Origin of the sequence: Microbacterium allomyrinae, assembly GCF_020682705.1 — a bacterium.
Classification (GTDB): domain Bacteria; phylum Actinomycetota; class Actinomycetes; order Actinomycetales; family Microbacteriaceae; genus Microbacterium; species Microbacterium allomyrinae.
Window position 1 is genome coordinate 199845 of sequence record NZ_JAGTTN010000004.1, and the last position, 25663, is coordinate 225507.

At 68.4% G+C, this 25663-nt stretch carries 27 protein-coding genes; 13 read left to right on the forward strand and 14 right to left on the reverse strand.

What is annotated here, in order from left to right; genetic code table 11:
- Positions 1 to 6 precede the first annotated feature (6 nt).
- The 5 genes from KEC57_RS13405 (at position 7) to KEC57_RS13425 (ending at position 4713) form a co-directional block, all read left to right on the forward strand.
- A complete protein-coding gene (locus KEC57_RS13405) occupies positions 7 to 1041 on the forward strand; it encodes an ABC transporter substrate-binding protein (RefSeq protein ID WP_229385141.1) in 1035 nt (344 codons plus the stop codon).
- A gap of 79 nt (positions 1042 to 1120) precedes the next feature.
- Positions 1121 to 1972, forward strand: coding sequence for an ABC transporter permease (locus KEC57_RS13410; RefSeq protein ID WP_229385142.1), 852 nt, complete (start codon positions 1121 to 1123; stop codon positions 1970 to 1972).
- On the forward strand, positions 1969 to 2820 hold the full coding sequence (locus KEC57_RS13415; protein WP_229385143.1) for an ABC transporter permease: 852 nt from the start codon (positions 1969 to 1971) through the stop codon (positions 2818 to 2820). Before KEC57_RS13410 ends, KEC57_RS13415 begins: the two co-directional genes overlap by 4 nt.
- 29 nt (positions 2821 to 2849) lie before the next feature.
- A complete protein-coding gene (locus KEC57_RS13420; RefSeq protein ID WP_229385144.1) occupies positions 2850 to 3680 on the forward strand; it encodes an ABC transporter ATP-binding protein in 831 nt (276 codons plus the stop codon).
- A 79-nt stretch (positions 3681 to 3759) separates the two neighbouring features.
- Positions 3760 to 4713 (forward strand): VOC family protein, encoded by a 954-nt coding sequence (locus tag KEC57_RS13425; protein ID WP_229385145.1) that lies wholly within the window; start codon positions 3760 to 3762, stop codon positions 4711 to 4713.
- A 42-nt stretch (positions 4714 to 4755) separates the two neighbouring features.
- Here KEC57_RS13425 and KEC57_RS13430 read toward each other — a convergent pair whose 3' ends face one another.
- From KEC57_RS13430 to KEC57_RS13440, 3 genes are read right to left on the reverse strand one after another with little or no spacing between them, the layout of a single operon-like run.
- Complete coding sequence (locus KEC57_RS13430; protein WP_229385146.1) at positions 4756 to 5997, reverse strand: NAD(P)/FAD-dependent oxidoreductase; 1242 nt, start codon at positions 5995 to 5997, stop codon at positions 4756 to 4758.
- Positions 5997 to 6332, reverse strand: coding sequence for a 2Fe-2S iron-sulfur cluster-binding protein (locus KEC57_RS13435; protein ID WP_308187605.1), 336 nt, complete (start codon positions 6330 to 6332; stop codon positions 5997 to 5999). Before KEC57_RS13435 ends, KEC57_RS13430 begins: the two co-directional genes overlap by 1 nt.
- Position 6333: 1 nt before the next feature.
- A complete protein-coding gene (locus tag KEC57_RS13440; protein WP_229385147.1) occupies positions 6334 to 7533 on the reverse strand; it encodes a cytochrome P450 in 1200 nt (399 codons plus the stop codon).
- Positions 7534 to 7642: 109 nt separating this feature from the next.
- On the opposite strand from KEC57_RS13440, the gene KEC57_RS13445 reads away from it, so the two are divergent.
- The gene (locus KEC57_RS13445; RefSeq protein ID WP_229385148.1) at positions 7643 to 8566 is read left to right on the forward strand and encodes a LysR substrate-binding domain-containing protein; all 924 of its coding nucleotides are present in this window, start codon (positions 7643 to 7645) and stop codon (positions 8564 to 8566) included.
- A 55-nt stretch (positions 8567 to 8621) separates the two neighbouring features.
- Positions 8622 to 9431, forward strand: a complete 810-nt coding sequence (locus KEC57_RS13450) for an IclR family transcriptional regulator domain-containing protein (protein ID WP_229385149.1) — start codon at positions 8622 to 8624, stop codon at positions 9429 to 9431.
- Positions 9432 to 9452: 21 nt separating this feature from the next.
- Here the strand turns inward: KEC57_RS13450 and KEC57_RS13455 are convergent, their stop codons facing one another.
- Positions 9453 to 10334, reverse strand: a complete 882-nt coding sequence (locus tag KEC57_RS13455; RefSeq protein WP_229385150.1) for a hydroxyquinol 1,2-dioxygenase — start codon at positions 10332 to 10334, stop codon at positions 9453 to 9455.
- Positions 10331 to 11428, reverse strand: a complete 1098-nt coding sequence (locus KEC57_RS13460; RefSeq protein WP_229385151.1) for a maleylacetate reductase — start codon at positions 11426 to 11428, stop codon at positions 10331 to 10333. The genes KEC57_RS13455 and KEC57_RS13460 overlap by 4 nt, the downstream gene beginning before the upstream one ends.
- A 161-nt stretch (positions 11429 to 11589) precedes the next feature.
- Here KEC57_RS13460 and KEC57_RS13465 point away from each other — a divergent pair, with 161 nt between their 5' ends.
- The gene (locus KEC57_RS13465) at positions 11590 to 12972 is read left to right on the forward strand and encodes an MmgE/PrpD family protein (protein ID WP_229385152.1); all 1383 of its coding nucleotides are present in this window, start codon (positions 11590 to 11592) and stop codon (positions 12970 to 12972) included.
- On the forward strand, positions 12969 to 14000 hold the full coding sequence (locus KEC57_RS13470; RefSeq protein ID WP_229385153.1) for an alpha/beta fold hydrolase: 1032 nt from the start codon (positions 12969 to 12971) through the stop codon (positions 13998 to 14000). Before KEC57_RS13465 ends, KEC57_RS13470 begins: the two co-directional genes overlap by 4 nt.
- A gap of 92 nt (positions 14001 to 14092) precedes the next feature.
- On the opposite strand, the gene KEC57_RS13475 is transcribed toward KEC57_RS13470, so the two are convergent.
- From KEC57_RS13475 to KEC57_RS13490, 4 genes are read right to left on the reverse strand one after another with little or no spacing between them, the layout of a single operon-like run.
- Positions 14093 to 14932: an HpcH/HpaI aldolase/citrate lyase family protein gene (locus KEC57_RS13475; RefSeq protein WP_229385154.1), complete on the reverse strand. Its 840-nt coding sequence runs from the start codon at positions 14930 to 14932 to the stop codon at positions 14093 to 14095.
- A gap of 4 nt (positions 14933 to 14936) precedes the next feature.
- A complete protein-coding gene (locus KEC57_RS13480; protein WP_229385155.1) occupies positions 14937 to 16097 on the reverse strand; it encodes an acyl-CoA dehydrogenase family protein in 1161 nt (386 codons plus the stop codon).
- Between the two features lie 3 nt (positions 16098 to 16100).
- Entirely contained in the window at positions 16101 to 17375 is a 1275-nt protein-coding gene (locus KEC57_RS13485) for a CaiB/BaiF CoA transferase family protein (protein ID WP_229385156.1), read from the reverse strand.
- Entirely contained in the window at positions 17372 to 17896 is a 525-nt protein-coding gene (locus KEC57_RS13490) for a MaoC family dehydratase (RefSeq protein ID WP_229385157.1), read from the reverse strand. Before KEC57_RS13490 ends, KEC57_RS13485 begins: the two co-directional genes overlap by 4 nt.
- A gap of 121 nt (positions 17897 to 18017) precedes the next feature.
- On the opposite strand from KEC57_RS13490, the gene KEC57_RS13495 reads away from it, so the two are divergent.
- On the forward strand, positions 18018 to 20282 hold the full coding sequence (locus KEC57_RS13495) for an alpha/beta fold hydrolase (RefSeq protein WP_267492647.1): 2265 nt from the start codon (positions 18018 to 18020) through the stop codon (positions 20280 to 20282).
- A 61-nt stretch (positions 20283 to 20343) separates the two neighbouring features.
- Here KEC57_RS13495 and KEC57_RS13500 read toward each other — a convergent pair whose 3' ends face one another.
- Positions 20344 to 20640, reverse strand: a complete 297-nt coding sequence (locus KEC57_RS13500) for a hypothetical protein (RefSeq protein WP_229385159.1) — start codon at positions 20638 to 20640, stop codon at positions 20344 to 20346.
- Positions 20630 to 20761, reverse strand: a complete 132-nt coding sequence (locus tag KEC57_RS18985) for a hypothetical protein (protein ID WP_267492582.1) — start codon at positions 20759 to 20761, stop codon at positions 20630 to 20632. Before KEC57_RS18985 ends, KEC57_RS13500 begins: the two co-directional genes overlap by 11 nt.
- A 136-nt stretch (positions 20762 to 20897) precedes the next feature.
- Between KEC57_RS18985 and KEC57_RS13505 the strand changes: the two genes are divergently transcribed.
- Positions 20898 to 21392, forward strand: a complete 495-nt coding sequence (locus KEC57_RS13505) for a GNAT family N-acetyltransferase (protein ID WP_229385160.1) — start codon at positions 20898 to 20900, stop codon at positions 21390 to 21392.
- A gap of 70 nt (positions 21393 to 21462) precedes the next feature.
- Entirely contained in the window at positions 21463 to 21825 is a 363-nt protein-coding gene (locus tag KEC57_RS13510) for a DUF7882 family protein (RefSeq protein ID WP_229385161.1), read from the forward strand.
- A 2-nt stretch (positions 21826 to 21827) separates the two neighbouring features.
- On the opposite strand, the gene KEC57_RS13515 is transcribed toward KEC57_RS13510, so the two are convergent.
- The 3 genes from KEC57_RS13515 to KEC57_RS13525 all read right to left on the reverse strand — a co-directional run bounded on the left by KEC57_RS13515 (position 21828) and on the right by KEC57_RS13525 (position 24667).
- A complete protein-coding gene (locus tag KEC57_RS13515) occupies positions 21828 to 22556 on the reverse strand; it encodes a DUF72 domain-containing protein (RefSeq protein WP_229385265.1) in 729 nt (242 codons plus the stop codon).
- 10 nt (positions 22557 to 22566) lie between these two features.
- Positions 22567 to 23742: an alcohol dehydrogenase catalytic domain-containing protein gene (locus KEC57_RS13520; protein WP_229385162.1), complete on the reverse strand. Its 1176-nt coding sequence runs from the start codon at positions 23740 to 23742 to the stop codon at positions 22567 to 22569.
- 151 nt (positions 23743 to 23893) lie between these two features.
- The gene (locus KEC57_RS13525) at positions 23894 to 24667 is read right to left on the reverse strand and encodes an SDR family oxidoreductase (protein ID WP_229385163.1); all 774 of its coding nucleotides are present in this window, start codon (positions 24665 to 24667) and stop codon (positions 23894 to 23896) included.
- A 128-nt stretch (positions 24668 to 24795) separates the two neighbouring features.
- Between KEC57_RS13525 and KEC57_RS13530 the strand changes: the two genes are divergently transcribed.
- Positions 24796 to 25656 (forward strand): alpha/beta hydrolase, encoded by an 861-nt coding sequence (locus KEC57_RS13530; RefSeq protein WP_229385164.1) that lies wholly within the window; start codon positions 24796 to 24798, stop codon positions 25654 to 25656.
- The last annotated feature ends 7 nt before the right edge of the window (positions 25657 to 25663 follow it).

Here is a 25663-nt window from a genome sequence, read left to right on the forward strand (position 1 = left end):
AGAGTCATGCCAATCACAACCACAGCCCGGTTCGCCGGCGTCGCGGGTGCCGTGTCCCTGGTGCTGCTTGCCGCCGCAGGGTGCGCTGCGAGCACCGAGTCGGACGCCGACGCGGCTGGGGCGGCCGCGCCCGCGGTCTCAGCGGTCGATCCCTTCGCTCCGGAGCAGTCGACGGTCGTCGGCGTCAACTATCGCCAGACGTCGGTGGCACCGTTCGCCGCTGCGCAGGACAGCGGCATCGCGGCGGAGTACGGGATCACCCTCGAGCCCGCCTGGGCCGAGTCAGCACCAGCAGCGATCACTCAGATCGTCGGCGGCGGGGGTGACGTCGGGACGGCGAGCCTCTGGGGCACGATCAACGCCAACCTGCAGGGGATCGAGCTCCGTGTGATCGGCGAGAACTTCCGCGATGTCGAGGAGTCACTCACGCTCGAAGCGCTGCCCGACTCGGGCATCTCGACGATCGAGGACCTCGAGGGAAAGAAGGTCGGCGTGGTCGGCCTCAACAGCACCCACGACCTGCGCTTGAAGTACCTGATGCAGGACGAAGGGTTCGACTGGGAGTCGGTGGAGTTCCTCGACGTGCCGTTCGGTGAAATGGGCGCCTCCCTCGAGACGGGCGTGATCGACGCTGGCGTCTTCCTCGGACCCACGCTCGCCGCCGCGAAAGCCAATCTCGACACCGTGACGGTGCTCGACTACGGCGCCGGCCTCTATGAGGGATTCCCGTCCCTCCAATGGGTGACGACCAAGAAGTTCGCCGACGAGAACCCGAACACCATCGCCGCGTTCCAGTGCGCCGTCGTCGTGAAAGGCGCCGAGCTCGTGACCGACGACGAAGAGGCCTACAGTTCGGCCATCTCCGGCGCGTTGGGCTGGGATGCTGCGGCGATCGCCGCGACCAAGAAGGTCATCTATCCTGCATCGAACGACACCGAGGCGATGCAGATCGTGCCCGACATCATGTACAACTTCGGCGTGATCACGGAGGAATTCGACATCGCCGGGATCACGATCCCGCTGCCCGACAACTGCGATTGAGGCGGGCGCGGCCCCAGCCCGTGCTGCGGCCGCGCTCCCGATCCACCCGCCCACCCAGCGCACGGGAAGAGTCGTTTCGATGACCACTGCACGGACCGCTCCATCGCCTTCGCCCCTCGGCACCACGGCCCCCGCCCCAGCCGTTTCCGCCCGGACCGGTCGTCGTCGCACCTCGATCCTCCGCGGCCTCGCGGGCGTCGCTGCCCTGATCGCGACCCTCGAGGTCCTCTCGCGGCTGAACCTGGTCAACCCCGCATTCCTCCCTCCGTTCTCCGAGGTCGCGGCGCGTCTGTTCGGCGCCCTCGCCGAGCCTCAGCTCTGGCTGCACGTCGCGTCGACGCTCGCCGCGTGGCTGATCGGCATGCTCGTGTCCGCCGTCGTCGCGGTTCCCCTCGGCATCGTGCTCGGCCTCTCCGAGGTCGGCTACCAGGTGAGTCGCAGCATTGTGGAGTTCGCGCGCACCATGCCCGCGATCGCCCTCATCCCCCTCGTACTGCTGGTGATCGGGCCCGGTCTCGAGATGAAGGTCGTCGTGGCCGTCTACGCGGCGGTCTGGCCGATCCTGTTCAACACCATCTACGGCGTCCACGACGTGGATCCGAGCACCCGCGACATGGCCAGGATCTTCGGCCAGACCCGCTTCCAGATCATCCGGCGCATCGTGCTGCCCAGCGCCGCGCCGCTCATCGCCACCGGCATCCGCATCTCCTCCGCCATCGTCCTGATCGTTGTGATCACGGTGGAGCTCGTCGCCGGAGGGGCCGACGGCGTCGGCGCGTTCATCGCCTCGAACCGCGCCCAGGGCAATCAAGTCGCGCTCGTATATGCGGGGATTCTGCTCACCGGCATCCTCGGCCTCGTCATCAATCTGGCGCTGGGCGCGCTCGAGCGCCGCCTCTTCGGCTGGAGCACACAGGAGAACGGGAAGTGATATTGGACACGGTGAAAGCCGCGGACACCGCGCAGCGCAGTCGCGGGCGCCGGACCGCACGCCTCGGAGCTCTGGGCACCCTCGGCCTGACGATTCTCGTTCTCGTCGCGGCGATCCTCCTCTGGCAGCTCGGCACGACCCTCAACCCGTCGGTGTACTTTCCGGCGCCCTCGGTCATCGCCGCGGCCGCCGGCGCACTCTTCTTCAGCGGTGACCCCGCCACCCTCTTCGTGACCGATGCGGTGTCGGTCGACGTGTTCTCGACGCTCTGGCGCCTGCTTCTCGGATTCGTGATCGGCTCGGCGGTGGGCATCGGCTTCGGTGCGGCCATCGGCCGCTCCCGCGCGCTGCGCGAAGTCTCCGACCCGATCGTCGAGTTCCTGCGGGCGATCCCCGCCACGGCGACCCTGCCACTGTTCATCATCCTGATGGGGGGAGAGGATGCGATGCGGGTCGCCTTCATCGCGTACGGCACGATGTGGTTCGTCCTGATCAACACGGCGCGAGGAGTCGCGTCGGTTCACCCGACCCTGATCGACATGGGGCACATCTTCCGCCTCCCCAAGGCGGTCGTGCTGTTCAAGATCGTGCTGCCCGCGGCCTCGCCCAAGATCTTCGCCGGGTTACGGATCGCCCTGACCGCAGCGCTGCTGCTCGCGGTCGTCTCGGAGCTGCTCGTGGCGACCAACGGCATCGGGTATCGGCTCGTGCAGGCGCAGGCCTCGTTCAACCTCGTTCAGATGTGGGCCTGGATGGTGGCCCTCGCGGTACTGGGCTTCCTGCTCAACGCCGTGCTCGAGGCGGTCGAACGGCGCGCGCTGCGCTGGGACACGCAGGCCCGCGGATGAGCCGGCCGAAGACCGACGAAGGAGAGAACGTGACCACTACGACGAACACATCGACGATCCGAACCGCGACGACCGACAAGCTTCTCGAGGTGCGTGATGTGGGCCACGTGTACGGCTCGGGCGAGAAGGCCTACCGAGCGGTGGACCACCTCTCCTTCGCCGTGGCTCCCGGGGAGATGGTGTCGATCGTCGGTCCCTCGGGCGCCGGCAAGACCACCTTGCTGCGGCTCCTGTCCGGCCTGCTCACACCTTCGGAGGGCGAGGTGCGGCTCGAAGACAAGGTGATCCGCGGGGTGCCGCGTGGGTTGGCAATGGTGTTCCAGGACTACAGCCGCTCGCTGCTGCCGTGGATGTCGGTGGAGAAGAACATTCTCTTCCCGCTCAACAATTCCCCCAAGACCGCCGCCGATCGCCGCGCGATCGTAGCTGAGAGCATCGAGGCCGTCGGTCTCGGCGGCCACGAGAAGAAGTACCCCTGGCAGCTCTCCGGCGGGATGCAGCAGCGGGTCGCGATCGCACGCGCGCTGGCATACCGTCCGCGCGTGATGCTGATGGACGAGCCGTTCGCCTCAGTCGATGCGCAGACGCGCTCCGACCTCGAAGACCTCGTGCTGGCGATCCGCGCCGCTTACGGGATGACGATCGTCTCGGTCACCCACGACATAGATGAAAGCGTCTACCTCGCCGATCGTGTGCTCGTGCTCTCCCGTGCGCCAGCCCGGCTCGTGGCCGACATCCCCGTCGAGCTGCCGGCGCCCCGCGACCAGATCGCCACGAAGGAGAACGAGACGTTCATCCACATCCGCAGCCGGGTGGCCCGACTGGTGCGCAGCGGCGGAGATCCGCTGTCGGAGGAATGATCTCGGTCCCCGTGGCCCGGAAAATGCGGCAGAACGCGCTGCCGCGCACATGCGCAAGCACAAGTAGAGGAGATACCGGATGACCTTCATCACAGGTTCGCACCACGTCACGCTGTCCGTCGGGCACGCCCAGGAGGACGTGGACTTCCATACGAAGGTGCTCGGCCTTCGTTTCATCAAGAAGACCGTGCTCTATGACGGCTCGAAGCCGATCTATCACCTGTATTACTCCAACGCGGGCGGCGATCCCTCGTCGGTGATCACGACGTTCCCCTGGGCCCAGGCCGGCGTCTACGGCACTCGCGGCACCAACCAGGCACGGGAGGTGCTGCTGTCGGTGCCTGCCGACTCGCTCGACTTCTGGTCGAAACGTCTCACCGCGCACGGTGTCGAGAACGCCTTCGAGGACGTGTTCAACGAGCGCCGGCTGAACTTCCGTCATCCGTCCGGGATCGAATACGTGCTCATCGAGCACGCGGGCGACCCGCGCGCGGGCTTCACCGGCGGTGGTGTCGGTGCAGAACACGCTATCCACGGGCTGCACGGAGTGGGCATCCATGTGTACGACCAGGACCGCATGGTCGAATTCGGCAACCAGGTCTTCTTCGCGGGCGGCGAGGTGACCGAGGACGGCCACCGCGCGCGCTTCGCTGTGGGCAACGCGCAATTCGGCAACTGGGTGGAGCTGACGGGCAACCGCACCGATGAGCAGGGCACCTGGCGGTACGGCGCTGGCGCGTACCACCACTTCGCGTGGAACCTCGACAACCTCGAGAATCAGAGCGAGATCCGCTTCGACATCGAGGGCGCCGGCTACACCGACATCTCCGAGCTCAAGGACCGCACCTATTTCAAGTCGCACTACGTGCGCACTCCCGGAGGCGCCCTGTTCGAGCTCGCCGTGACGCACAACGAGGGCGGCTGGGACTGTGACGAGTCGCCCGAGGAACTCGGCCGCGCGTTCATGCTGCCGCCCCAGTTCGAGAGCGAGCGCGAGTCGGTCATGGCACAGCTCGAGCCGATCGAGCTCTGAGCATCAGGCGGAGCGAGATGGCCGGCCCCGTTGGCGATTCCGTCAGCGGGGCTTCGCCGGCGCGCGGGCGAAATCGGCGAGCCGGAACCCTTCGAGCCTGGCCTGAGCCGACGTGAGCACGACGTCCGATCCGAGCACGGCGCGCGCGGCCAGATGGTCGCGCACGGCGTTGACCGACTCGACGCAGCGCAACCGGCCTTCGCGGAATCGCAGCACGGAGAAGCTCCCCGCGGCGAGGTCGCCCAGCACGAGGAGTTCGTCCGCCGGGCTGCTGATCCCCGCGATCGTCAGCTTGTCGCCGCCCTGATGGCTCCAGAACCAAGGCAGGTCACGGTATGGCACCGTCTCATTCGTCTGAGCGGCGATGGCCCGGGCGACGTGGCGGCCCTGGTCCAGAGCGTTCTGCACCGACTCGATGCGCCGCCGCACGCCGGCGTGCGGGTTCGGGTGCGTGGCGCAGTCTCCGATCGCCCAGATCCGGGGATCGGATGTGCGCAGCCCGGCATCGACGACCACGCCGTCATCGACCTGGAGCCCGGCGCGTGCGGCGAGCTCGTCGTTCGGGTGCACGCCGATGCCGACGACCACCACATCGACATCGATCACGCGGTCGTCCGCGAGCACGACGCCATCCACTCGCCCGCCATTGCCGCGCAGGGCGCGGACCTCGGTGCCGGACACGAGGCGCGCGCCGGACGCGACCAGGCGCCGGGTGAAGTACTCCACGACCGTCGGTGACGCCGAGCGCGCCATCGGCCCGGATCGGGGCGAGACGACGGTGACGTCGAGACCCCTTTCGCGCGCTGCCGCCGCGACCTCCATGCCGATGAAGCCCGCACCGATGATGCCGATGCGACGATGGGCCGCGAGCGCTCCGCGGATCGCGTCAGCCTCGTCGGCGGTCCGCAGGCTCAGCACGCCGGTCAGCCCGGCGCCCGGCACCTCCAGGGCGCGATTGCGGGCGCCGGTGGCCAGAACCAGCCGCGCGTAGGGGGTCCAGACGCCGTCCGACGTGCGAACACGGCGGTGCGCGCGGTCGATCTCCACGGCACGTACGGTGCGCAGCTCGATACCCGACTCGGCGAAGAACGACGGCCCGCGGAGGGAGACACGGCCGACGGGGCCGGTGGCGAGGAGGTGCTCCTTCGACAGCGGAGGTCGCTGGTAGGGGGGATGCGTTTCGTCGCCCATGAGCATGATGGCGTTGCGATAGCCCTCCCGCCGGAGTGAGTCCGCGACCTGCACGCCGGCATGACCGGCGCCCACGATGATCGTGCCCGGCATTAGGAGTACTGCGATGCGGGTATGTCGACTTCCAGCGCCGGCAGCGCGGGGCCGAGGTGGATCTGGCAGCCCAGGCGGCTTCGCGCCTCGTCGCGGCCAGAGACTGAGAACTCGAGCATGTCGACCTCGTCCGCTCCGGCCGGGGCGAGACGATCGAGGAACTCCTCGCGCACGAGCACGTGACACGTGGCGCACATCGCCTGCCCGCCGCACTCGCCGATGATGCCGGGTACCGCGTTCGTCACTGCTGCACGCATCACCGACATCCCGTCGGCGACGGTGACGGAGACAGCGGCGCGGCCGGCGGGGGCGAGATGGAAGGTCACTTCAGGCACGTCAGGCGACCTCGTCCCACGTGACGGGGAGGCTCGTCGGTCCCCGGAAGAGCCAGCCGCGGAACTGGACCGCGTCCGCATCGACGGGGCGCAGCCCCGCCAGCCGCTGATACAGCATCGGCCAGGCCACCTGGCCGACGGCGCTCTTGGCCGCCCATGAGCCGGCGCAGAGGTGCACGCCACTGCCGAACGCGAGGTGGGGCTTCTTCTCGCGGAAGACCGAGAAGTCGTCGGGATCCTCGAACTGCGCGGCATCGCGGTTGGCCGCGGCCACCACAGCGGCGACGCGGGAGCCGGCAGGTATCGTGAAGCCGCCGAGCTCCACATCGGCGACCGCAAGCTTCGTGAGGGCGCCGATCGGCGAGAGCCATCGCACAACTTCGTCGAACGCCGCCGGGAACCTCGACGGGTCCGCGATCAGCCGTGCTCGCTGCTCCGGATGGCGGGCGAACGCCCACACCCCGCTGGTGAGAACATGCTCGGGTTCGTTGATGCCGCCGGAGATCGTCAGCTTCACGCTGGCGCGCACCGACTCCAGCGGGACGGGACGAGGCCCGTTGATCATGGCGGACAGCATCGAGTCGTCGGGCGCGGCCCGCAGACGAGGAATCGCGATCTCGATCGCTGCGTCGACCTCGTCGTTCGACTTCTCGCACTCCGCCCAGATGTCAGGATCGTCGACGATGTTTGCCACCGCGCGGATGAAGGTTCGCGACCAGCGCTGCATCTGTGTGGAGTCGACGCCTACGAGCCCGAGCATCGCGATCAGGTTGTCGGCCGCGAGGGGCGCCGAGAACTCCGCATCGAGGTCGGCGCCCGGACCGGCCTCGATCAGCCGGTCGAGCCGGGTGCGGGTGTTCCTCTCGAACATCGGCTTCCAGACATCGGCGACGATTCTCGGGCGCAGGGCGGGGTTGATCGCAGCACGATCGGCAGCATGCTCAGGGTCGTCCTTTCGCAGCATGGTGTGGCCGATCGCCCGCGGCATGAGGTCCCGTGGATCCGGAACCGTCGAGGTGAAGATGGTCGGATCCGATTCGATGAACCGGCAGTCCTCGTAGCGGGTGGCGAAATAGCGTTCGGCCGCCGGCACATAGGCGACGGGCGTCTCTTCCTGCAGCCGGCGGTAGACGCCGAGTGGATCGGTGTTGAGCGCGTCGAGGGTGACCCAGTCGGCGACCGGCGCCGTGGATGATGACATGGTCTGACTCCTTCGTCAGCGCTGTGGAGCGTTGTGGTGCCAGTCTGCGTTGTCTCTCTTTCCGAGTAAAACGGGTTTATTCGTGTTCATAACGTGGGAATATCGGGATATGGCCGGAGACTTCACGATTCGCCAACTCACCTATTTCGTCGAGCTGGCGCGCTCCGGATCTCTCCGCGAGGCCAGCGGACGCCTGCACATCTCGGAATCTGCTCTTGCCTCGTCGCTGACCGAACTGGAGACGGCTCTGGACGTGCAGCTCTGCATCCGCAGGAAAGGACACGGGATCGTGGTGACGCCTGCGGGGCGAGCCCTGGCGGGGCGTGCGAGGTCTCTGGTGAACGAGGCGCACGCGCTGGCAGCAGAGCTGTCGGCTTCGACCGGCATGCTGAGCGGTGCCGTCCGGCTCGGCAGCACGGCGGGCTTGGCCCCGATCATGCTCCCGCCGCTGGTCGAGCGCTTCGCCGTCGAGCATCCGGCAGTCCGGGTGGGACTCGAGGTCGACGGGCAGTCCGCCCTCGTCGATGCGCTCCTCGATGGCCGACTCGACCTGGCCTTCTGCTTCCGGTCGCAGCTGCCCGACAGCATCCAGACGCGGGAGCTGTTCCCGACGACCGCTTTCGTGATCCTCCCCGCCGAACACCGCCTGGCGGCGAATGAGGCGATCTCGCTGGGCGAACTCGTCGATGAGCCGCTGGTGATGACCGACACCGCCCAGAGCGCGCAGCGCACGCTGGAGATCTTCTCCGCGGTCGGGCTGACTCCCCGCGTGGCGTTCAGGGCTCCGAGCCTTGAGCTGACTCGCTCACTCGTCGCACGCGGCATCGGCTACAGCCTTCAGATCCTGCGGTCGCCAGGAGATGTGAGCTACGAGGGCCTGCCTCTGGCCGTCCGCCCACTCGCTCCGGCACCACCCGAGGACAGCGTGGTCGTGGCCTGGCCGGCGGCGATGCGGCCCAGTGCGACAGCCGCGGCGGCGATCGAGATCGCGCTCGCGGCGCGGACTCCGGAGCGCGCGTTCACCGCAGCTTGATCGCACCGCTCCGGTGCGATTGTTCGGTGAGCGAACGCCGTGTATGCTCTGCCGCATGCCAGGAACCGATGAAATCGATGACGCCGAACTCGCTCTGGCAGGCGGTGGGGAACGACTCGAGCAGCTGGAGCGAGCCATCAGCGTGCTCGAAGCGTTCAACCGCGAGCGCTCGTCGCTGTCGCTCAGCGAGGTGGCGCAGCTGACCGGCATCACGCGTGCCGCCGCGCGGCGGATCCTGCTCACGCTGCGGGCGCTGGGACACGTCCGCTCCGACGGCCGGCGCTTCTCGCTGACGCCCAAGGTGCTGAACCTGGGCTGGGGCTACTTCGCATCGCTCAGCATCAGCGAGATCGCCCAACCCATCATGCAGGAGGTGGTGACGGCGACGGAGGGATCGTGCTCGATGGCGGTGCTCGACGGCCCGGACATCGTGTACGTCGCTCGCGTGCACACTCCGCGGATGATGACGATCGGCGGGTCGGTCGGCAGCCGGCTGCCGGCCAGTGCGACGGCCGCAGGCCGCAACCTGCTCGCGGGGCTCGACGACGCGGCGCTCGACGCGTATCTCGCCGACGAGCCGCTCGAGCAGTACACCCGACGCACAATCACCGACCCGGAGCTGTTCCGGGCGGAGCTGCGAACGATCCGTGACCAGGGGTGGGCCATCGTGGATCAGGAACTCGAGATCGGCCTCCGGGCGATCTCCGTGCCGGTGCGCGGTCATGACGGCCAGATCACCTCGGCGCTGAGCGTCTCCTCGAACTCGGCGCGCGTCAGCCTGCTGGAGATCAGGCGTCGGTCGCTTCCCGCACTCCAGGAGGCCGCCGCGACGATCTCGACCGCGCTCCTTCGCAGCGGTCATTGACGCGGCGGCGGTGCTCGCCGGTCAGAGCGACGACGGCGCGAGCACAATGTCGAAGCGCACGTCCGCCCAACTGCGCCCACCGAGGTTGCGGCCGTCCGGAGTCGGGTCGGAGGCGGAATGGACGACGAAGTCCTTGACGAGCGAGTCCTTGACGCCGAAGACAGAGTCGTGATCGAGAAGCTCGTCGCCGCGCACGAAGATGTGCGTCACGAGGGTTCGCAAACCTGGCGCCGACACCATGAAGTGCAGGTGTGAGGCGCGCATGGGCGATCGGCCGGTGGCGGCGAGCAGGGAGCCCACCGGTCCATCCGCGGGAATCGGATAGGGCGTCGGCGTGAGGCCCCAGAATCTGTATCGTCCGCTCTCATCCGAGAGCTGGTAGCCGCGGCCCGCAACGCGACCGTCGCCGTACTGAACGTCGTACAGACCTTCTTCGTCGGCCTCCCACACTTCGAGCCGGGCACCGGCGATGGGGGAGCCGTCGACATCTGTGACGGTTCCCTCGACGAAGCAGGGCTGCCCTGGCGCCGCCGCCGAGAGGTCGCCCCCATAAGGGATGAAGGGTGCTTCTTCCGTGAAGAAGGGGCCGAAGACGGTCGCCTCCGTGGCATCGCGATAGGCCTCGTTGTTCACGGCGACCGTTTGCATCGAGATGCCGAGCACATCGGAGAGCAGGATGAATTCCTGACGCTGCGCATTCGTGATCCGGCCCGCTTCGCCGAGGAACCGGATCGCCGCGTCCCACTCTGCTTCACCCAGCCTCACTTCGCGCACGAAGGCATGGAGATGGCGCACGAGTGCCCGCATGAGCTCCTTCAAGCGCGGGTCGGCGGTGTCGTCGAACGACGCGACGACCAACTCGACGAGGGCCTGTTCGCGTGCGGACTGCTCGGGAGAGATCATCGGCCGCGGAGGGTCTCGGATGAGCGGCCGTCGGCCGCGGCGCCGAGGAGCAGCTGCAGCGAGTCGAGGTCGACCGGTCGCGGGTTCGACGCCGGCACCTGGGGCAGGATGATCTCGGCGGCTTCCCGGATGCGGTCGGGATCGAAGCCGAGATCGCGCAGTGCCGATGGTGCGCCGACATCGTCGCGCAGGGCGTCCAGGCCCTCGACGGCGTCGGAGGCATCCAGGGCTCTCGCGATCGCCCGCTCTGCCGCGGGCGCGGCGCCGACGTTGAACGCCGTCACGTAGGGCAGCACGATCGCGTGCGTCTGGGCGTGAGGGAGGTCGTATGTGCCGCCCAGCACATGGCAGATCTTGTGATGGAGCCCGGAACCGGCCGAGGCGAACGCCACCGCGGCGAGGTAAGCACCGAACTGCGCCTGCTCGCGGCCTGCAAGCCCGCCAGGATCGGCGACGACGCCCCGCAGGCCCGTCGCGAGCGCCCGGATGCCTTCGGCTGCGAGGGCGGCGTTGATCGGGTCGGCACGCGGCGCCCAGAGCGAGTCCACGCAGTGGGCGACGCCGTTCAGCCCCGAGGTGACGGAGAGCTCGACCGGCAAACTCAGAGTGAGTTCCGCGTCGTAGACGACGGCGCCCGGCAGGACCCGGTCATCGACGCCCGTGGTCTTGCGAGCCCCCTCGGTGAGCCCCCATACATTGGTGGCCTCCGAGCCCGCGTACGTGGTGGGAACGGCCACGATCGGGATGCCGGTGGTCAGGGCGATCGCTTTGGCGAGGCCCGTGGTCGAACCGCCGCCGACACTCACGATCAGGTCGACGCCCGCCCTCACGGCCTCAACGCGCGCGGCTTCCGCCACGGCCGCCGGAACGTGCTGCACGACGTCCGTCCAGATCAGCGCAGGCTCGACGGAGCCGGTCACCGTCCGTGCCATCGCGAGCTTCGCCTCGCTGGCGATCAGCATGACGCGGAGGGCGCCCGCGTCGGAGATCTCCGACGCGACGTTGCGGGCCGCGTGGCCGGTCCCGAAGCGCACCCGTTGGGGGAGGGCACGGTGTGTGAAGACGAGCGGAGAATGGTCACGGGCGATGGTCATGCAGACACTCCGATGTGTTCTAATGTCGAACTAGCGTGCGCTCAACGCACAACGGTCACCTTACGTCACGCCACATCGCGCGTCCAGCGCGTTTGACGATCAACAGTCGTTCTTGTACGCTGACCGAACAGTTCGCCTCCTGACGAACGGACATGGTGGCGATGGTGACAGCAGCGGAGCGGTTCGGCGAGTTCGTGGCCGGGATCGGCCTCCCCTCGATCCCCGAGCCCGTGCAGGCCACTGCGGCTCTGCACGCTCTCGACACCCTCGGCTGTGGTCTCGCGGCGTTCGCCCTGGATGCTGCGCCGTACGCCACAGCCCTGCTCGAAGCGGGAACCCGCGGGCCGAGCACCGGCATCGGGTCGGGTGCCCTCCCCGCACGCGACGCGGCCTTCCTGAACGGCACTCTGTGCCACGCGCTCGACTTCGACGACACCCACCCGACGTCGGTCGTGCACGTCTCCGCCGTGATCGTGCCGGCGGCGCTGGCGGCGGCGCAGGCTGCCGGCGCCACCGGCGCCGACCTGCTTGCCGCGCTCGTCGCCGGCAACGAGGTCTCGACGAGGGTCGGTGCTGCCGGAAGCGGGGAGTTCCACGCCCGCGGCCTGCACCCCACTGGCGTCTGCGGCGTGTTCGGCGCCACCGCGGCGGCCGCGCGCGCCGGGCGGCTCGACTCCCGCCGCACGGCCGACGCGCTCGGGATCGCCGGCAGCATGGCGGCGGGACTGCTCGAATTCCTGGCAGACGGCTCGCAGACCAAACAGCTGCATGCCGGCTGGGCCGCGCAATCCGGCCTCGCGGCGGCGAGGCTGGCGGCGCGAGGGGCGACCGGGCCGCGCACCGTCTTCGAGGGCGATCGGGGCTTCTTCGCGGCTTACCTGAACGGTTTCGACGTCGATCTTGAGGCGCTGGAAGGGCTCGGCGATCGCTGGGCCACGAGCGAGATCGCGTACAAGCCGTATCCGGCATGTCATTACACCCACGCTCCGGTCGATGCGCTGGCGCACCTGATGGACGCCGAAGGGCTTCGCGTCGACGACGTCGAGCGGATCGTCGGCCTGACCGACGTCGTCGGCGTCGGACTGGTCTGCGAGCCCGCATCGGCCAAAGTCCTTCCCCGCACGCCGTACGACGCGAAGTTCAGCCTTCCCTGGGCGCTGGCGTATCGGCTGGTGCACGGCCGTCTCGATGTCACGAGCTTCACCCCGGACGCGCTCGCCGACCCGCGAGTGCGGGAACTCACCCCGCGTATCGGCTACGAGCTGAGGCAGTACGCGCCCACGCCGGATGCCTTCGGTGGCGGAGCGAGGGTGTACACCCGCGACGGTCGGGTCCTGGAACACGAGCTGCGCTACCAGCGAGGCGGGGCCGAGAACCCGCTGAGCGAGGCAGCCATCCTCGAGAAGTACCGCACCAACGCGGGCCTTGCGCTGCCATCAGAGGCGCTGCGGGCACTCGAGCACGCCCTGCTCGGCCTCGCCGAGGCTCCCGACCTGCGCTTCGCCGACGTACTCGCCGCCGCCCATAGCGGCGTGGATTCATGAGCCAGGCGTCTGGCGGTCCCCTCGTGCCCGCGACTCTGCGCGGCCACTTCTGGGTCGGATCGGAGACGCGCGCCACCGATGCGGGTACGGTGCCCTTCGGTCAGATGTACGTCGAATGGGAGTCGCCCGCCCGCGAGACCGGGCAGCTGCCGGTCGTGCTCGTGCATGGCGGGGGCGGCCAGGGCCTGGACTTCCTGCAGACCCCCGACGGGCGCCCAGGCTGGGCGCCGCTGCTGGTGGCGGCCGGGCACCCTGTCTATGTCGTCGACCGGCCCGGGCACGGACGCTCGCCCCACGACCCGAACGTTCTCGGCCCGATGGCGCCGTCCATGCCGATCGAGAGCTGGCTCGACGTGATGCTGCCGGAAGCGTTCGCACCCTTGCGCACGCAGTGGAGCGGAGCGCGAGAGGTGGAGGACCCCGTGGTCCGGCATCTCACGTCCTCGAGCGGTCCGATGCTCGCCGACTGGGAACAGATGCACCTGCTCGAGCAGCGCCGGCTGGCGGAGCTGCTCGATCGCATCGGTCCGGCGATCCTCATCTGCCATTCCGCCGGCGGCCCGGCCGGCTACCTCGCGACGGATGCCCGCCCGGAGCTCGTGCGCGCGCTGGTCGCCGTCGAGACGATCGGTCCGCCGTTCCTGAAACGGCCGGGGGTGTCGCTCGACTGGGGGCTGGCGTGCGCACCTCTCGTCTTCGATCCACCGGCGACGCGCGCTTCCGAGTTGCGCCTCTCGATCGACGGGACAGGTCCGGTGCCGCTCGTCCTGCAAGAGGAACCTGCGCGGCGACTGCCGAACCTCGCCCGGGTCCCCATCGCTGTCGTCACTGGCGAGGCATCCGCGTTCACGCTCTTCGACGGGCATCTCATGGCGTTCCTCGAGCAGGCGGGCTGCGACGCTGAGCTGCTGCGACTCGAGCGGCACGGCGTCCGTGGCAACGGGCACATGATGATGCTCGAGGCGAACAACGTCGAGGTGCTGGGCGTGATCCTCTACTGGCTCGAGCGAAACGCACTCGCAGCCTGAGGATGCGAAAGGGGCTCAGCGGCGCTCGTCGGCGCCCTGCTTCGCCGGACGCGACGGGATGCCCGTCCGGTCGTGCCAGGCGACGGCGATGCTCAGAGCCGTGCACTCCTCGCCGCCGCGCCGGCGTGAAGCTCGAGGGTGCGTCGCGCGGAGCGCACGACGGCTTCGTCGACCATGCGATCGTGCTCATCCGTCAGCACCGCGTCGCCGGCGAGGAGCGCGCGGTCGAAAGCGGCCAGAAGCCGCTCGGCACGGGCGACCGCCTCGGCGCTCGGGGTGAAGGACTCGTTGGCGACGGCCACCTGCCGGGGGTGGATGCACATCCGGCCGACGAACCCCTGGCGGGCCAGGCGGACAGTCGAGGCGCGGAAGACGTCCATGTCGCCGAGCTCGGTGCTGACCGGCGCGGGAGGCGCGGGGAGGCCGGCTGCCCGGCTCGCGAAGACCACGCGTCCGCGCGGCCAACCGAGCTCGGCGTCGTCGGCGGAGGGGCTGAGGCTGACGTCGGCGGCGAGATCCACCTCGCCGATCTGCAGCATGGCCACGTGCGGCAACCGAGCGAGCTCCGGAGCCGCCTCGATCGACGCGGCCGTCTCGATCATCGGAGCGAGGGGGACGCGCAGTCGCCCGGCGCGGCGAACGGACGAGGCGTCGGCTTTCGCGACGACGAGCCCGGCGAGCAGTGCGGCTACGGGAGCGAGCGCGTCGAGGTCGTCGTCCAGTGCGTCACCCTGGTTCACGCGCACCCACACAGGCTGCTCGACGCCCTGCCGCAGCCACTCCACCACACTTGAGCGGGCGAGTGGCTTCTGCGACAACGCGACGCCGTCCTCCAGATCGGCGACGAGCGCATCCGCTTCGCCCAGGGCCGCTTTCCGCAGCAGCGCGGGCGCGGAGCCCGGAACGAACAGATACGAGCGGACGGGGAGCATCCGGCTAGCCGATCACCGTGGAGCCATTGATCAGCGACTTCGCCACGACGGTGCGCAGCACATCGTTCGTTCCCTCGCCGATGCTCATCAGAGGGGCATCGCGGTAGAGCCGCTCGATCTCGTACTCCTTCGAGTAGCCATAACCGCCGTGGACCTTCATCGAGTCGATGGCTGCTTCGAGAGCGATGTCCGAGCAGAAGATCTTCGCCATGCCGGTGGGACCGTCGGCGCGCCCCTCGGCGAGTTTCGACGCGGCCCAGTACGCCATAAGGCGCGCGGCCTGCACGTTGGTGCCCATCTGAGCGAGCTTGAGCTGAATGGCCTGGAACTGCGAGATCGGCTGACCGAAGGCCTCTCGCTGCTGCGAGTACGCCAGTGCTTCGTCGAACGCGCGCTGGGCGAGCCCCACCGAACGCGCCGCGATATTCACCCGCCCCCACTCCAGTGCCGAGAGCACCTGCTGCATGCCGCGCCCCTCGACGCCGCCGAGCAGGTTCTCGGCCGGTACCTCGACGTTCTCCAACAGCACCTCCGACGACTCCGGCCCCTTGTAGCCGAGCTTCGGGATGTCCTTGAGCACCGAGTAGCCGGGGGTGTCCTTGTCCACCAGCAGAATGCTCATGCCCTTGTGCGCCGGCGAGGTGGTGCGATCGGTCTTCACCATCACCGGAAGCGGGTCTGCGTAGCGCGCGTTCGTGATCCACGTCTTGGTGCCGTTCACGAGGTAGCCGGTGTCCGTGCGGGTGGCAACGGTGCGGATGCCCTGCACATCCGTTCCGGCGTCGGGCTCGGTCAGTCCCAGACCGGTGCGGCGCTCGCCGGTCGCGAGGGCGGGCAGGTACTTCTCCTTCTGCTCCGCGGTCCCGTGCGTGGCGATCATCCGGCACGAGAGCGAGTGGCTGCCGAGAACGCCCGCGATCCCCATCCATCCGCGCGCGAGCTCTTCGAACACGATGGCGAACGAGACGGGGTCGAGATCGAGGCCGCCGTATTCCTCGGGGATCGTCATGCCGAACAGCCCGAGTTCCTTCAGGCCTTCGACGATCTCGGTGGGATAGCGCCCCTCGTTCTCCCATTCCCGGGCGACGGGAATGATCTCGCTGTTGACGAAGCTGCGCAGGAGCTTGCGGAACTCGTGCTGGTCGTCGTTGAGAGTGAAGTCCATGATCTACTCCGATGCCTGATGGTGTGACGCTGACGGGGCCGGGGCGCCGTACGCCGCGACGACGGGGTCTGGGACAGACCCGAAGGCGCCTTCGCTCGCGAAACGGGCGATCGCATCGTCGTCGAAGGCGGTGAGTTCGGTGAGAACACGCCGCGCGTCGGCATGGCGCACGGGCGCCGCCCGATAGGTGAGCGAGGCGGGGTCACCCACGCGCACGGGGGAGGCGAGGGTGCGGATGCTTCCGAAGCGGTGGTGTTCGGTTTCGACGATGAGGCCCCGGGCCACCGTGTGCGGGTCGTCGAGAGCTTCGGCGACCGTGTTGATCTTCGCTACCGGCACCCCGGCGTCTTCGAGGATGGCGAGCCACTCCGCGGCCGTCTTGCGCCGGAAGATCGGCTCGAGGATCTCGAGCAGCGACTCTTTGTTCACGAGGCGGTCGGCGAATGTGGCGAAGCGCGGATCCTCGGAGAGCTCCGGATGTTGGATCGCGTCGGCGAGCAGGCGCCAGAATTTCTCCTTCGGGCACGCCACCACGAGCCATCCGTCCGAGGCCTCGAGGTTCTGGAAGGGCACGAGCGAGGGGTGTGAGGAATGGCGGGTGCGGGCCGGCTCGTAGCCTTCGTTGAGGTGCCAGGCGCCGGAGTAATTGAGCATCGTGATCGCCGTGTCGAAAAGGCTGACGTCGCAGTCCATGCCGATGCCGTCACGGCGGGCGGCGAACAGCCCCACCATGAGGGCGAGGGCGGCGACGTAGCCGCCCGTGAAGTCGACCAATGACAGCCCGGTCTTCGTCGGCGGTCCGCCGGGTTCGCCGGTGAGGTCCATCCAGCCGGCGAGCCCCTGCAGCATGTAGTCGTATCCGGCGCCCTTGGCCCGCGGGCCGGTCATGCCGAATCCGCTCAGCGAGCAGCACACGATCGCCGGGTTGATGTGCTTGAGGTCGTCGTAGGTCACACGGATCGCCGCCGGAACGTCGCCGCGCAGGTTGTAGTAGACCGCGTCGCAGTTGCGGACGAGCTCTTCGAAAACCTCACGGCCGGCGGCGGTGCGCAGGTCGAGCGAGAGGCTCGACTTGTTGCGGTTCAACGATTCGAAGAAGAGCGAGTCCTCAGCGACGCTGTACGGCGGAACGTAGCGGCCGACGTCGCCGTCGGACGCCGGGTCTTCGATCTTGATCACGTCGGCGCCGAGGTCGGCGAGGTGCAGGGTTCCCCAGGGTCCGGCGCCGTACTGCTCGATGGCGATGATGCGCACGCCCTCGAGCGGTCGCGGACTCATCGGCCCTCGACGGCGAGGGGTGCCGCCGCGGTCGGGAACGGATGCGCGAGCTCGGGCGAGTCGCGCCGGTGCACGAGGAAGGTGCGCAAGAACGAGCACACCTCGTCGCCGTGCTGATTGAGACTGCGCGTTTTCACGGTGACGATCCCGGAATGGGGTCGGCTGCCCGACGGGCGCAGTTCCGTGACGATCGACTCACTGAACAGGGTGTCGCCCACGTGCACTGGGTGCGTCATCCGGATGTCGGTCCAGCCGAGGTTCGCGACGGCGTTCTGCGTGAGGTCGGTGACGCTCTGGCCGACGGCGATCGCGAGCGTGAGGGTCGACACGACGAGCAGGCCTCCGAACTCGGATCCCTTGGCGTACTCCGCGTTGAAGTGGAGCTGGTTCGTGTTCATCGTGAGGAGCGTGAACCAGGTGTTGTCGGTCTCGGAGATGGTCCTGCCGAGCGGATGCCGGTAGAGCGCGCCCACTTCGAAGTCCTCGAAGAAGCGTCCCAGCCATCCAGGTTCTACCGTCATGTCGGTCTCCTGACGCGAATCGAGTTCGCCGTCGAATCTCAGCGCAGACTATGTTCTACTCAACGAACAAACGTGCGTTCAGCGAACAACGTAGCATAGACATGGCGCGGGTTCCATTGTACTGTCAACGAACACTCGCTCTGTCAGCGAACGTCACAAGGAGGCAACGATGCCCGATACACAGATCGCAATCGTCGGGGGCGGGCCGGTCGGCCTCACGCTGGCGCTGTTCCTCGCCCGCGCGGGCGTGCAGGTGACGGTTCTCGAGCGAGACGCGGAGATCAACCGGTCGCCGCGTGCGATGGTGTATCTGAATACCGTGCTCCCCGAACTCGACGAGATCGGACTGCTCGACGAGATGAAGAACCGTGGGGTCGTCGACCGCGAAGGTCTCACCCTCCACGTGCCGGCGACGGGCGAGGTCATTCGCGTCTCGAACGAGGCGCTCGATGGTGTCAGCTCGCACCCGTTCAACATCCATCTCGGTCAGGGCGACTTCTGTCAGATCGCGACCGAGAAGCTGGCGTTGCTGCCGAACGTGCGAGTGGTGCGCGGCGCCGACGTCGTCGCTGTGGCGCAGGACGCGGAAGAGGTGCGCGTCGACTACATCGCCGAGGGTGCGGGAGAAACCCTGACCGCCCGATACCTCGTGGGCGCAGATGGCGCGCGCAGCGCCGTGCGCACCGCGATCGGCGCCGAGCTCGTGGGAACGACCTGGCCGGATCGCTTCGTCGCGACCAACGTGCGCTTCGACTTCCGCTCGCGCGGCTTCGGCTCCTCCAACATGTACGTCGACCCCGAGATCGGCTGCATCGTGGCCGAGATCACCGCCGACGGACTGTGGCGCTGCACGTACCAGGAGCCCGGCGACCTCGACGAAGCGACCGTGGCCGAGCGCATCCCGGCCTTCTACGCGCGGCTGCTCGGCCGGGACGCGGTGGTCGACGTGGTCGACTACCGGCCGTATCGCATTCACCAGCGACGGGCGAGCGCGCTGCACGACGGGCGCATCGTGCTCGCGGGGGACGCCGCCCATCTGACGAACCCGACTGGCGGGCTCGGTCTCACGACGGGCCTGACAGATGTCTACCTGCTGCAGGAGGCACTCATCGCGATCCTGCAGAACGGGGCCGACGAAGGTGTGCTGGCGCTGTACGCCCGCGCGCGCGCGAAGGTGTTCGACGAGTTCACCTCACCCAGCGCCGTCCAGTTCAAGACGATGGTCTACGACACCGGTGCCGACCACGTCGAGGCTGTTGTTGCGCCGCTGCGTGCGGCTGCGGCGGTGACCGAGGGGCAGCGCGCCGTGCTGCTCGGGCTCGGAGCCGTGCGCTCGCCGAGCCTGCGGCGCAGTCTGAACCCTCCTCACCGCGCGGAGAGCCCGGCGGTGACCATCCGGCGCGGCTCCTTCTGGATTCCGGGTGAGCCCGTGCCCACGCCGTTCGGAACGGTGCAGCGTGGCCCGTTGTTCGTCGAATGGGAGGCACCCGAAACGGTGACGAAGCCGTTCCCGCTCGTGCTTGTGCACGGCGGCGGTGGCCAGATGACCGACTGGCGGGTGACCGCGGACGGTCGGCCGGGCTGGGTCGATCGCTTCGTGGCCGATGGCTACGCGGTCTATCTCGTCGACCGGCCGGGTCACGGCCGCTCGCCGCATCATCCGGCGGTCCTGGGCGAGCCAGGTCTTCCCGCCGGATACGAGTCGGCCACGGCCGTCTTCATGACACCGCAACTCGCCGATGCGCATACCCAGTGGCCTTGGCGTCGCACACCGGACGGCGACGAGATGCAGCAGTTCGTTGCGAGCTCGGGCTTCATCGCCGCCGATTTCGCAGCGGCGAGCGAGCTCGAAGCCGAGCGGCTCGCGCAGCTGCTCGACATCACGGGCGAAGCGGTGCTGGTGACCCACTCACTCGGAGCGAACGCCGGCTGGCTCGCGGCGAACCGGCGCCCGGGAGTGATCGCGGCGATCGTCGCGATCGAACCGCTCGGCCCGCCCTTCGTGAAGGTACCCGGGATCGGCGAGCTGGCATGGGGGATCACCGCGATTCCGGTGACCACCGAACCGCCGACGCACTCGCCCGAGGGGCTCGGCGGCCCGGCGTCACCGCGGATCATCGGCCTCGATGTTCCCGTCGCGGTACTGACCGCGCCGGCGTCTCCGCTGTCGCCCGCCGGCCCGGCGATGGTGGAGTTCTTGACCGCTGTCGGCGCGCGGGCCGAACTGATCCGCCTCGAAGACCGTGGCATCGACGGCAACGGCCACGGCGTGATGATGGAGGCGAACTCCGACGAGGCGATCGTCCCGGTTCTCGAATGGCTCGCGCAGAACGTGTCTTCGGGCACCGCCGCCGCTCCTGCCCAAGCCATGGCACCGATGGCGTGATCATGAGCCCGGGCCGTGGGCGCGCGATCGATCGGGGCCGGTAGGGGATGCAGCGATCCTTCTACCGCGCCGCAGCCTGCCGCGGCGGCATGTGGGGAATCGGCACGGGCTGAGACCACGCTTCGCGCCGCCGGGTCCATCGCACCAGATCGTCGAGCGCGAACTCCACGGTCAGGTAGCGATCGGGGAGGGGGAAGTCGCCGAGCCACTCGACTCCGACCCCGGTCTGCTCGTCATGGGTGATGCGTGCGACGACGTGCCGAGGATCGGACGCCGGCACCTCGTCGTCACGGATGACCCAGGTGAGGCCGTCCACCCGACGCAGCGCGTAGCGGGTCGGAAGATCGTCAGTCGCCACTGATCAGCCCCGCCTTGATCATGTCGGCGCGCAGGGCTTCTTCGAACTCGTCACCGAACTCGTCGTCGAACTCGTCGTCTTCGTCTGCGGCGGGCGGTGTGAGGGGAAATGTGATGCTCATGATGCTCCTCGACTGCAACTTCGAGGTCATTGTCGGTCGGCTCGTGAAGATGACCCGAGGGGGTTGACATCGAGCGGAAGTTCGTTCTCACCGCGGACGCCGGCGGTAGCGTTGCAGCATCTCGAAAGGACTGTTCATGTCTCTCGCCGACCCCGGAGCGGATGCCGCGGCTGACGACATCGTCGTGGAGCGGATCGCGCCCACCGACGCGGGGGAGGTGCTCACGGTTCAACGGGCAGCCTTCGCCAGCGAGGCCGTCATCTACGGCGATCCCGACATACCGCCGCTGACCCAGACGCTGGAGCAGCTCGAGGCGGAACTGGAGGACGCGGACGGGTGGGTCGCCCGCATCGGCGGCAGGCTCGTCGGCGCGATCCGCACGCGCGAGAGCGACGGGCTGCTCGTCATCGGGCGCATCGCCATCGCCCCCGACGTCCAAGGCCGAGGGATCGGCGCACGGCTCCTCGACATGGCTGAGACGCACAGCGGCGCCCGCGAGGCCGAGCTGTTCACGGGCAGCCTGAGCGGAGCGAACATCCGGCTGTACGAACGATGCGGCTACGCCGAGACGGAGCGGATCGACCAGGGGGACGGGACCGCCCAGGTCTTCATGCGCAAACGGCTCAGGTGACCCGGAGATCGCCGTGCCCCGCCATGCCCGCCGTGCTCGTCGCGGTGACGGGACGGGTTATGTTGTGACTGTGGGGACTATCTATTACGGCGGGTCGGCGACACCGATCCACATCGAGGATCGCGCGCTCGCCCATCTCAAGGTGGTGATCGCGACCAAGTTGCGCCGTGGCGAGAGCTTCACGCTGTCGTGGCAGCATCCCGACGATCAGCCGCGTGGACGAAGCACCGTGTGGCTGCACCAGTCGGTTCCGCTGCGATTCGTCTTCGACGAGCCGGAGCCGCCGGAACTCAGTCGCGCCTGGATCGAGGACCTCGCGAACTCTGCGAACTCGTCGGGCGGCATCATGCTCGTCGCCGAGCACTTCGACACCGGCCCCATCGACACGGCCGACGAGTCACCTCAGACCGTAGAGGTCGCCGAAGCGTCCTGACGTCAGCTGTCGAGCAGGTACCGCAGCGTGCGCGCATTGCGGACGGCGTGGCCCTCGCCGTCGTTGTTGAAGAACGCGTAGACGGCCCGGCCGGCCGCTTCCCATTCGCGGATCCGGTCGCTCCACCATCGCAGATCCGCGTCGGAGTACGAGCCTCGATACAGGTGATCGGGATCGGGACCGTGCAGGCGCACGTACACGGTCGCGGCGGTGGCGCGGAGGATGCACGGAAGCCCGGCCCCGCTCATCACGCAGTACGCGGCGCCGTGACGCTCGAGCAGCTGGAACACCGCTTCGTCGATCCACGAGTCGTGGCGGAACTCCACGACCGGTCTCGTCCATGAGGGAAGGTGCCCGAGGAACCAGTCCAGCCGGGCATCGTCGCGTCGCATCGCGGGGTGCAGCTGGACCAGAAGCGGACCACGACGGCCGTCGAGCTCGTGCAATCCGGCTCTGACGCGCTCGATCCATCGCTCCGGTTCCCAGAGCCGTTTGGCGTGGGTCAACCCGCGTGGCGCTTTGACCGCCATTTCGAATCCCGGGGGCAGACGCTCCCGCCACGATGAGAACCGGTTCGGCGGCGGCCAGCGATAGAAGCTCGCGTTCAATTCGACTGTGTCGAACTCCGCCCCATATCGTTCCAGTCGCGCGGCGGGCGCAAGGCCTGGCGGGTAGAGGCCTCCCTGCCAATGGTCGTAGCTCCAACCCGATGTGCCGATCCGTGCCATCAGTGGCTCGCCGTCAGGGCTGGAGCACGACTTTGATGCATCCGTCCGCCTTCTTCTGGAACGTCTCGTACAGCTGCGGCGCATCGCTCAGCGGCGCGTGATGGGTGGCGAGGTCCATCACCCCGAGCGGGTCCCGTGGATCCTCGACGAGTGGGAGCAGCGCATCCACCCATCGCTTCACATTGCACTGGCCCATGCGCAGGCTGATCTGGCGATCGAACAGCGTCTTCATCGGCAGGATGTCGGCGTCGCCGGCGTACACACCGCTCAGCGAGACCGTGCCGCCACGGCGGACGACGTCGATCGACGCGTACACCGCCGCGAGCCGGTCCATGCCCGCCTTGTCCATCAGGGTGCGCGCGACGGCATCGGGGAGGAGACCGATCGCCCGCTGGGCGAACTCGACCGCCGAGTCGCCGTGCGCCTCCAGCCCGACCGCATCCACGACCGCATCCGCACCGCGCCCCTCGGTCAGATCCCGGAGTTCCTCGACGACCGTGTCGGTCAGGTCGAAGGTCAGCGCACCGTGCCGCTCGGCCATCTCGCGGCGTTCCGCAACGGGATCGACCGCGAGCACCCGGTATCCGCGGTGGACTCCGACACGTGCGACGAACTGGCCCACGGGGCCGAGGCCCATCACCGCCAGCGTCCCCCCGTCAGGCACGTGGGCGTACTCCACCCCCTGCCACGCGGTGGGGAGGATGTCGCTCAGGAAGAGGTAGCGGTCGTCGGGCAGTTCGTCGCCGATGCGGACGTGGTTGTAGTCCGCAAGCGGCACACGCAGGTATTCGGCCTGCCCGCCGGGAACCTGGCCGTAGAGCTTCGTGTAGCCGAACAGCGCCGCCCCGCTGCCGTACTCGCGAACCTGCGTCGTCTCGCACTGCGACTGGAGACCTCGACGGCACATGAAGCAGTGTCCGCAGGCGATGTTGAACGGAACGACGACACGATCTCCGACGGCGAGTTGCGTGACGGCGGAACCCACTTCGACGACGACCCCCATCGGCTCGTGACCGAGGATGTCACCGGCGTCGATGAAGGGACCGAAGAGTTCGTAGAGATGAAGATCCGATCCGCAGATCGCCGTCGAGCTGATCTTCACGATGGCATCCGTGGGCTGCTCGATAGCCGGATCGGGCACGTCTTCGACCGTGACGGTCCGCCGTGCCTGCCAGGTCAGTGCTTTCATCCGTCGATCCCTTCGTCGCCGACGGCCGCATCCGTGACGGCGGTCGTATGTGCCGCCACGCTATGTTGCGGTGGCGGCCACGCTGAGGGGCTTGAACTCCGGCGTGACGCAAGCTAGCGAGGGTCGATCTTCGGTCGGCGGGATGCCGTTCTCAGATGGTGGGGCGCATCCCCCCGTCGATGACGAAGTCGGATCCGGTCACGTTGCCGAAGCGCGCGCTGGCGAGGACGGCGATGAGATCGGCGACCTCCTCGGGCCTGGTGAATCGTCCGGTCGGCATCGCGTTCTCCGCTCCGGCACGGACCTGGGCGGCGCTGCCACCCGTCGCGGCGGCGACCCGCTCCGCCACGCCTCCGGCCCCGAGCCACAGGTCCGTCGCCACCGGGCCGGGGCTGATCGAGTTCACGCGCACACCCGTCGGTCCGAGTTCCTTCGACAGCGACTTCGTGAAGCTCAGCAGGCCCGCCTTGGCGACGCTGTAGTCCATCACGAGAGGGTCGGGGAGCTTCGAGTTCTCCGAAGCGACGTTGACGATGGCGCCGCCGGAGGGAATGCGCGGCAGGAGCACGCGCGTCACTCGCACCGCGGCGAGCAGGTTGAGTGAGATCGTGCTCGTCCAGTCCTCATCCGTGATGCTCTCGAATCCGCCCGGGCGGGGCGGCGCCGAGCCGACGTTGTTGACCAGGACATCGATCCGGCCGGGGAGCGCGGCGGCGAGCGCCTCGATCGCGTCCGGGCTCGAAAGGTCTGCGCGCAGGTAGGAGAAGCGGTCCTGATCCCGAACGTCTTCGTCCTCGGGAATCGGCCCTCGCGCGATCCCGATCACCGTGCAGCCTTCTCGCAGCAGCGAACGGGTCACCGCCACGCCGATTCCGCGACTCGCGCCGGTCACCACCGCAACGCGTCCACTCAAGATCAGGTCCATGCGGCCACCGTACGGCTGCGCGCGGGCAGGGGCGCGCTCCGGTGGTGAATCTAGGTATGACCGACGGATGCCGCCGGCCCACGTGCGGAGGACGCTTGCGGTGTTCGCCCACGATGAGGAGACCCCCCATGGCCCTGACCGCTCACGAGCTCGCCGAAATCGAACGAGCCAACCAATCCGGGCGGCGTCCCGTCGTCTTCGTGCACGGGCTGTGGCTGCTCTCCAGCAGTTGGGACCGCTGGCGCGCCCGCTTCGAGGAAGCGGGCTTCACGACGATCGCACCGGGATGGCCCGACGACCCCGAGTCGATCGAGGATGCGCGGGCGAACCCCGACGCATTCGCCGAGAAGATGGTGCAGGAGGTCACCGACCACTACCTCGAGGCGATCGCCGCACTCACCACGAAGCCTGCCGTCGTGGGCCACTCGTTCGGCGGGCTGATCGCGCAGAAGATCGCCGGTGTCGGAGCATCCGTCGCCACCGTGGCGGTCGATCCCGCGCCGTTCCAGGGCGTCTTGGCCGTGCCCATCTCCTCCTTCAAGTCGTCGGCACCCGTCGTCTCGCACCCCGGCACCAGCCTCAAGCACGGCGTCACGCTGTCGTTCGAGGACTTCACGTACGGCTGGGCGAAAGCCCTGGAAGAGGACGAAGCCCGTGCGCTGTACGACGAGTTCCACGTTGCCGCGGCCGGAAACCCGATCTTTCAGGTCGTGACCGCCAACCTCAATCCCTTCAGCGAGACGAAGGTCGATTCGAAGAACCCGGACCGGGGACCGCTTCTGATCATCGGGGGAGAGCTCGACCACACGGTGCCCCTCAAGCCCACCGAGCAGGCGTTCAAGATCCAGTCGAAGAACCCTGGCATCACCGAGATGGTGGTGATGCCGAACCGCGGTCACTCCCTCACGATCGACCACGGATGGGCCGAGGTCGCCCAGACCTCGCTCGACTTCGTCACGCGGGTGGGTGCCCTGGCCGTGCCCGCCTGACGTCGAC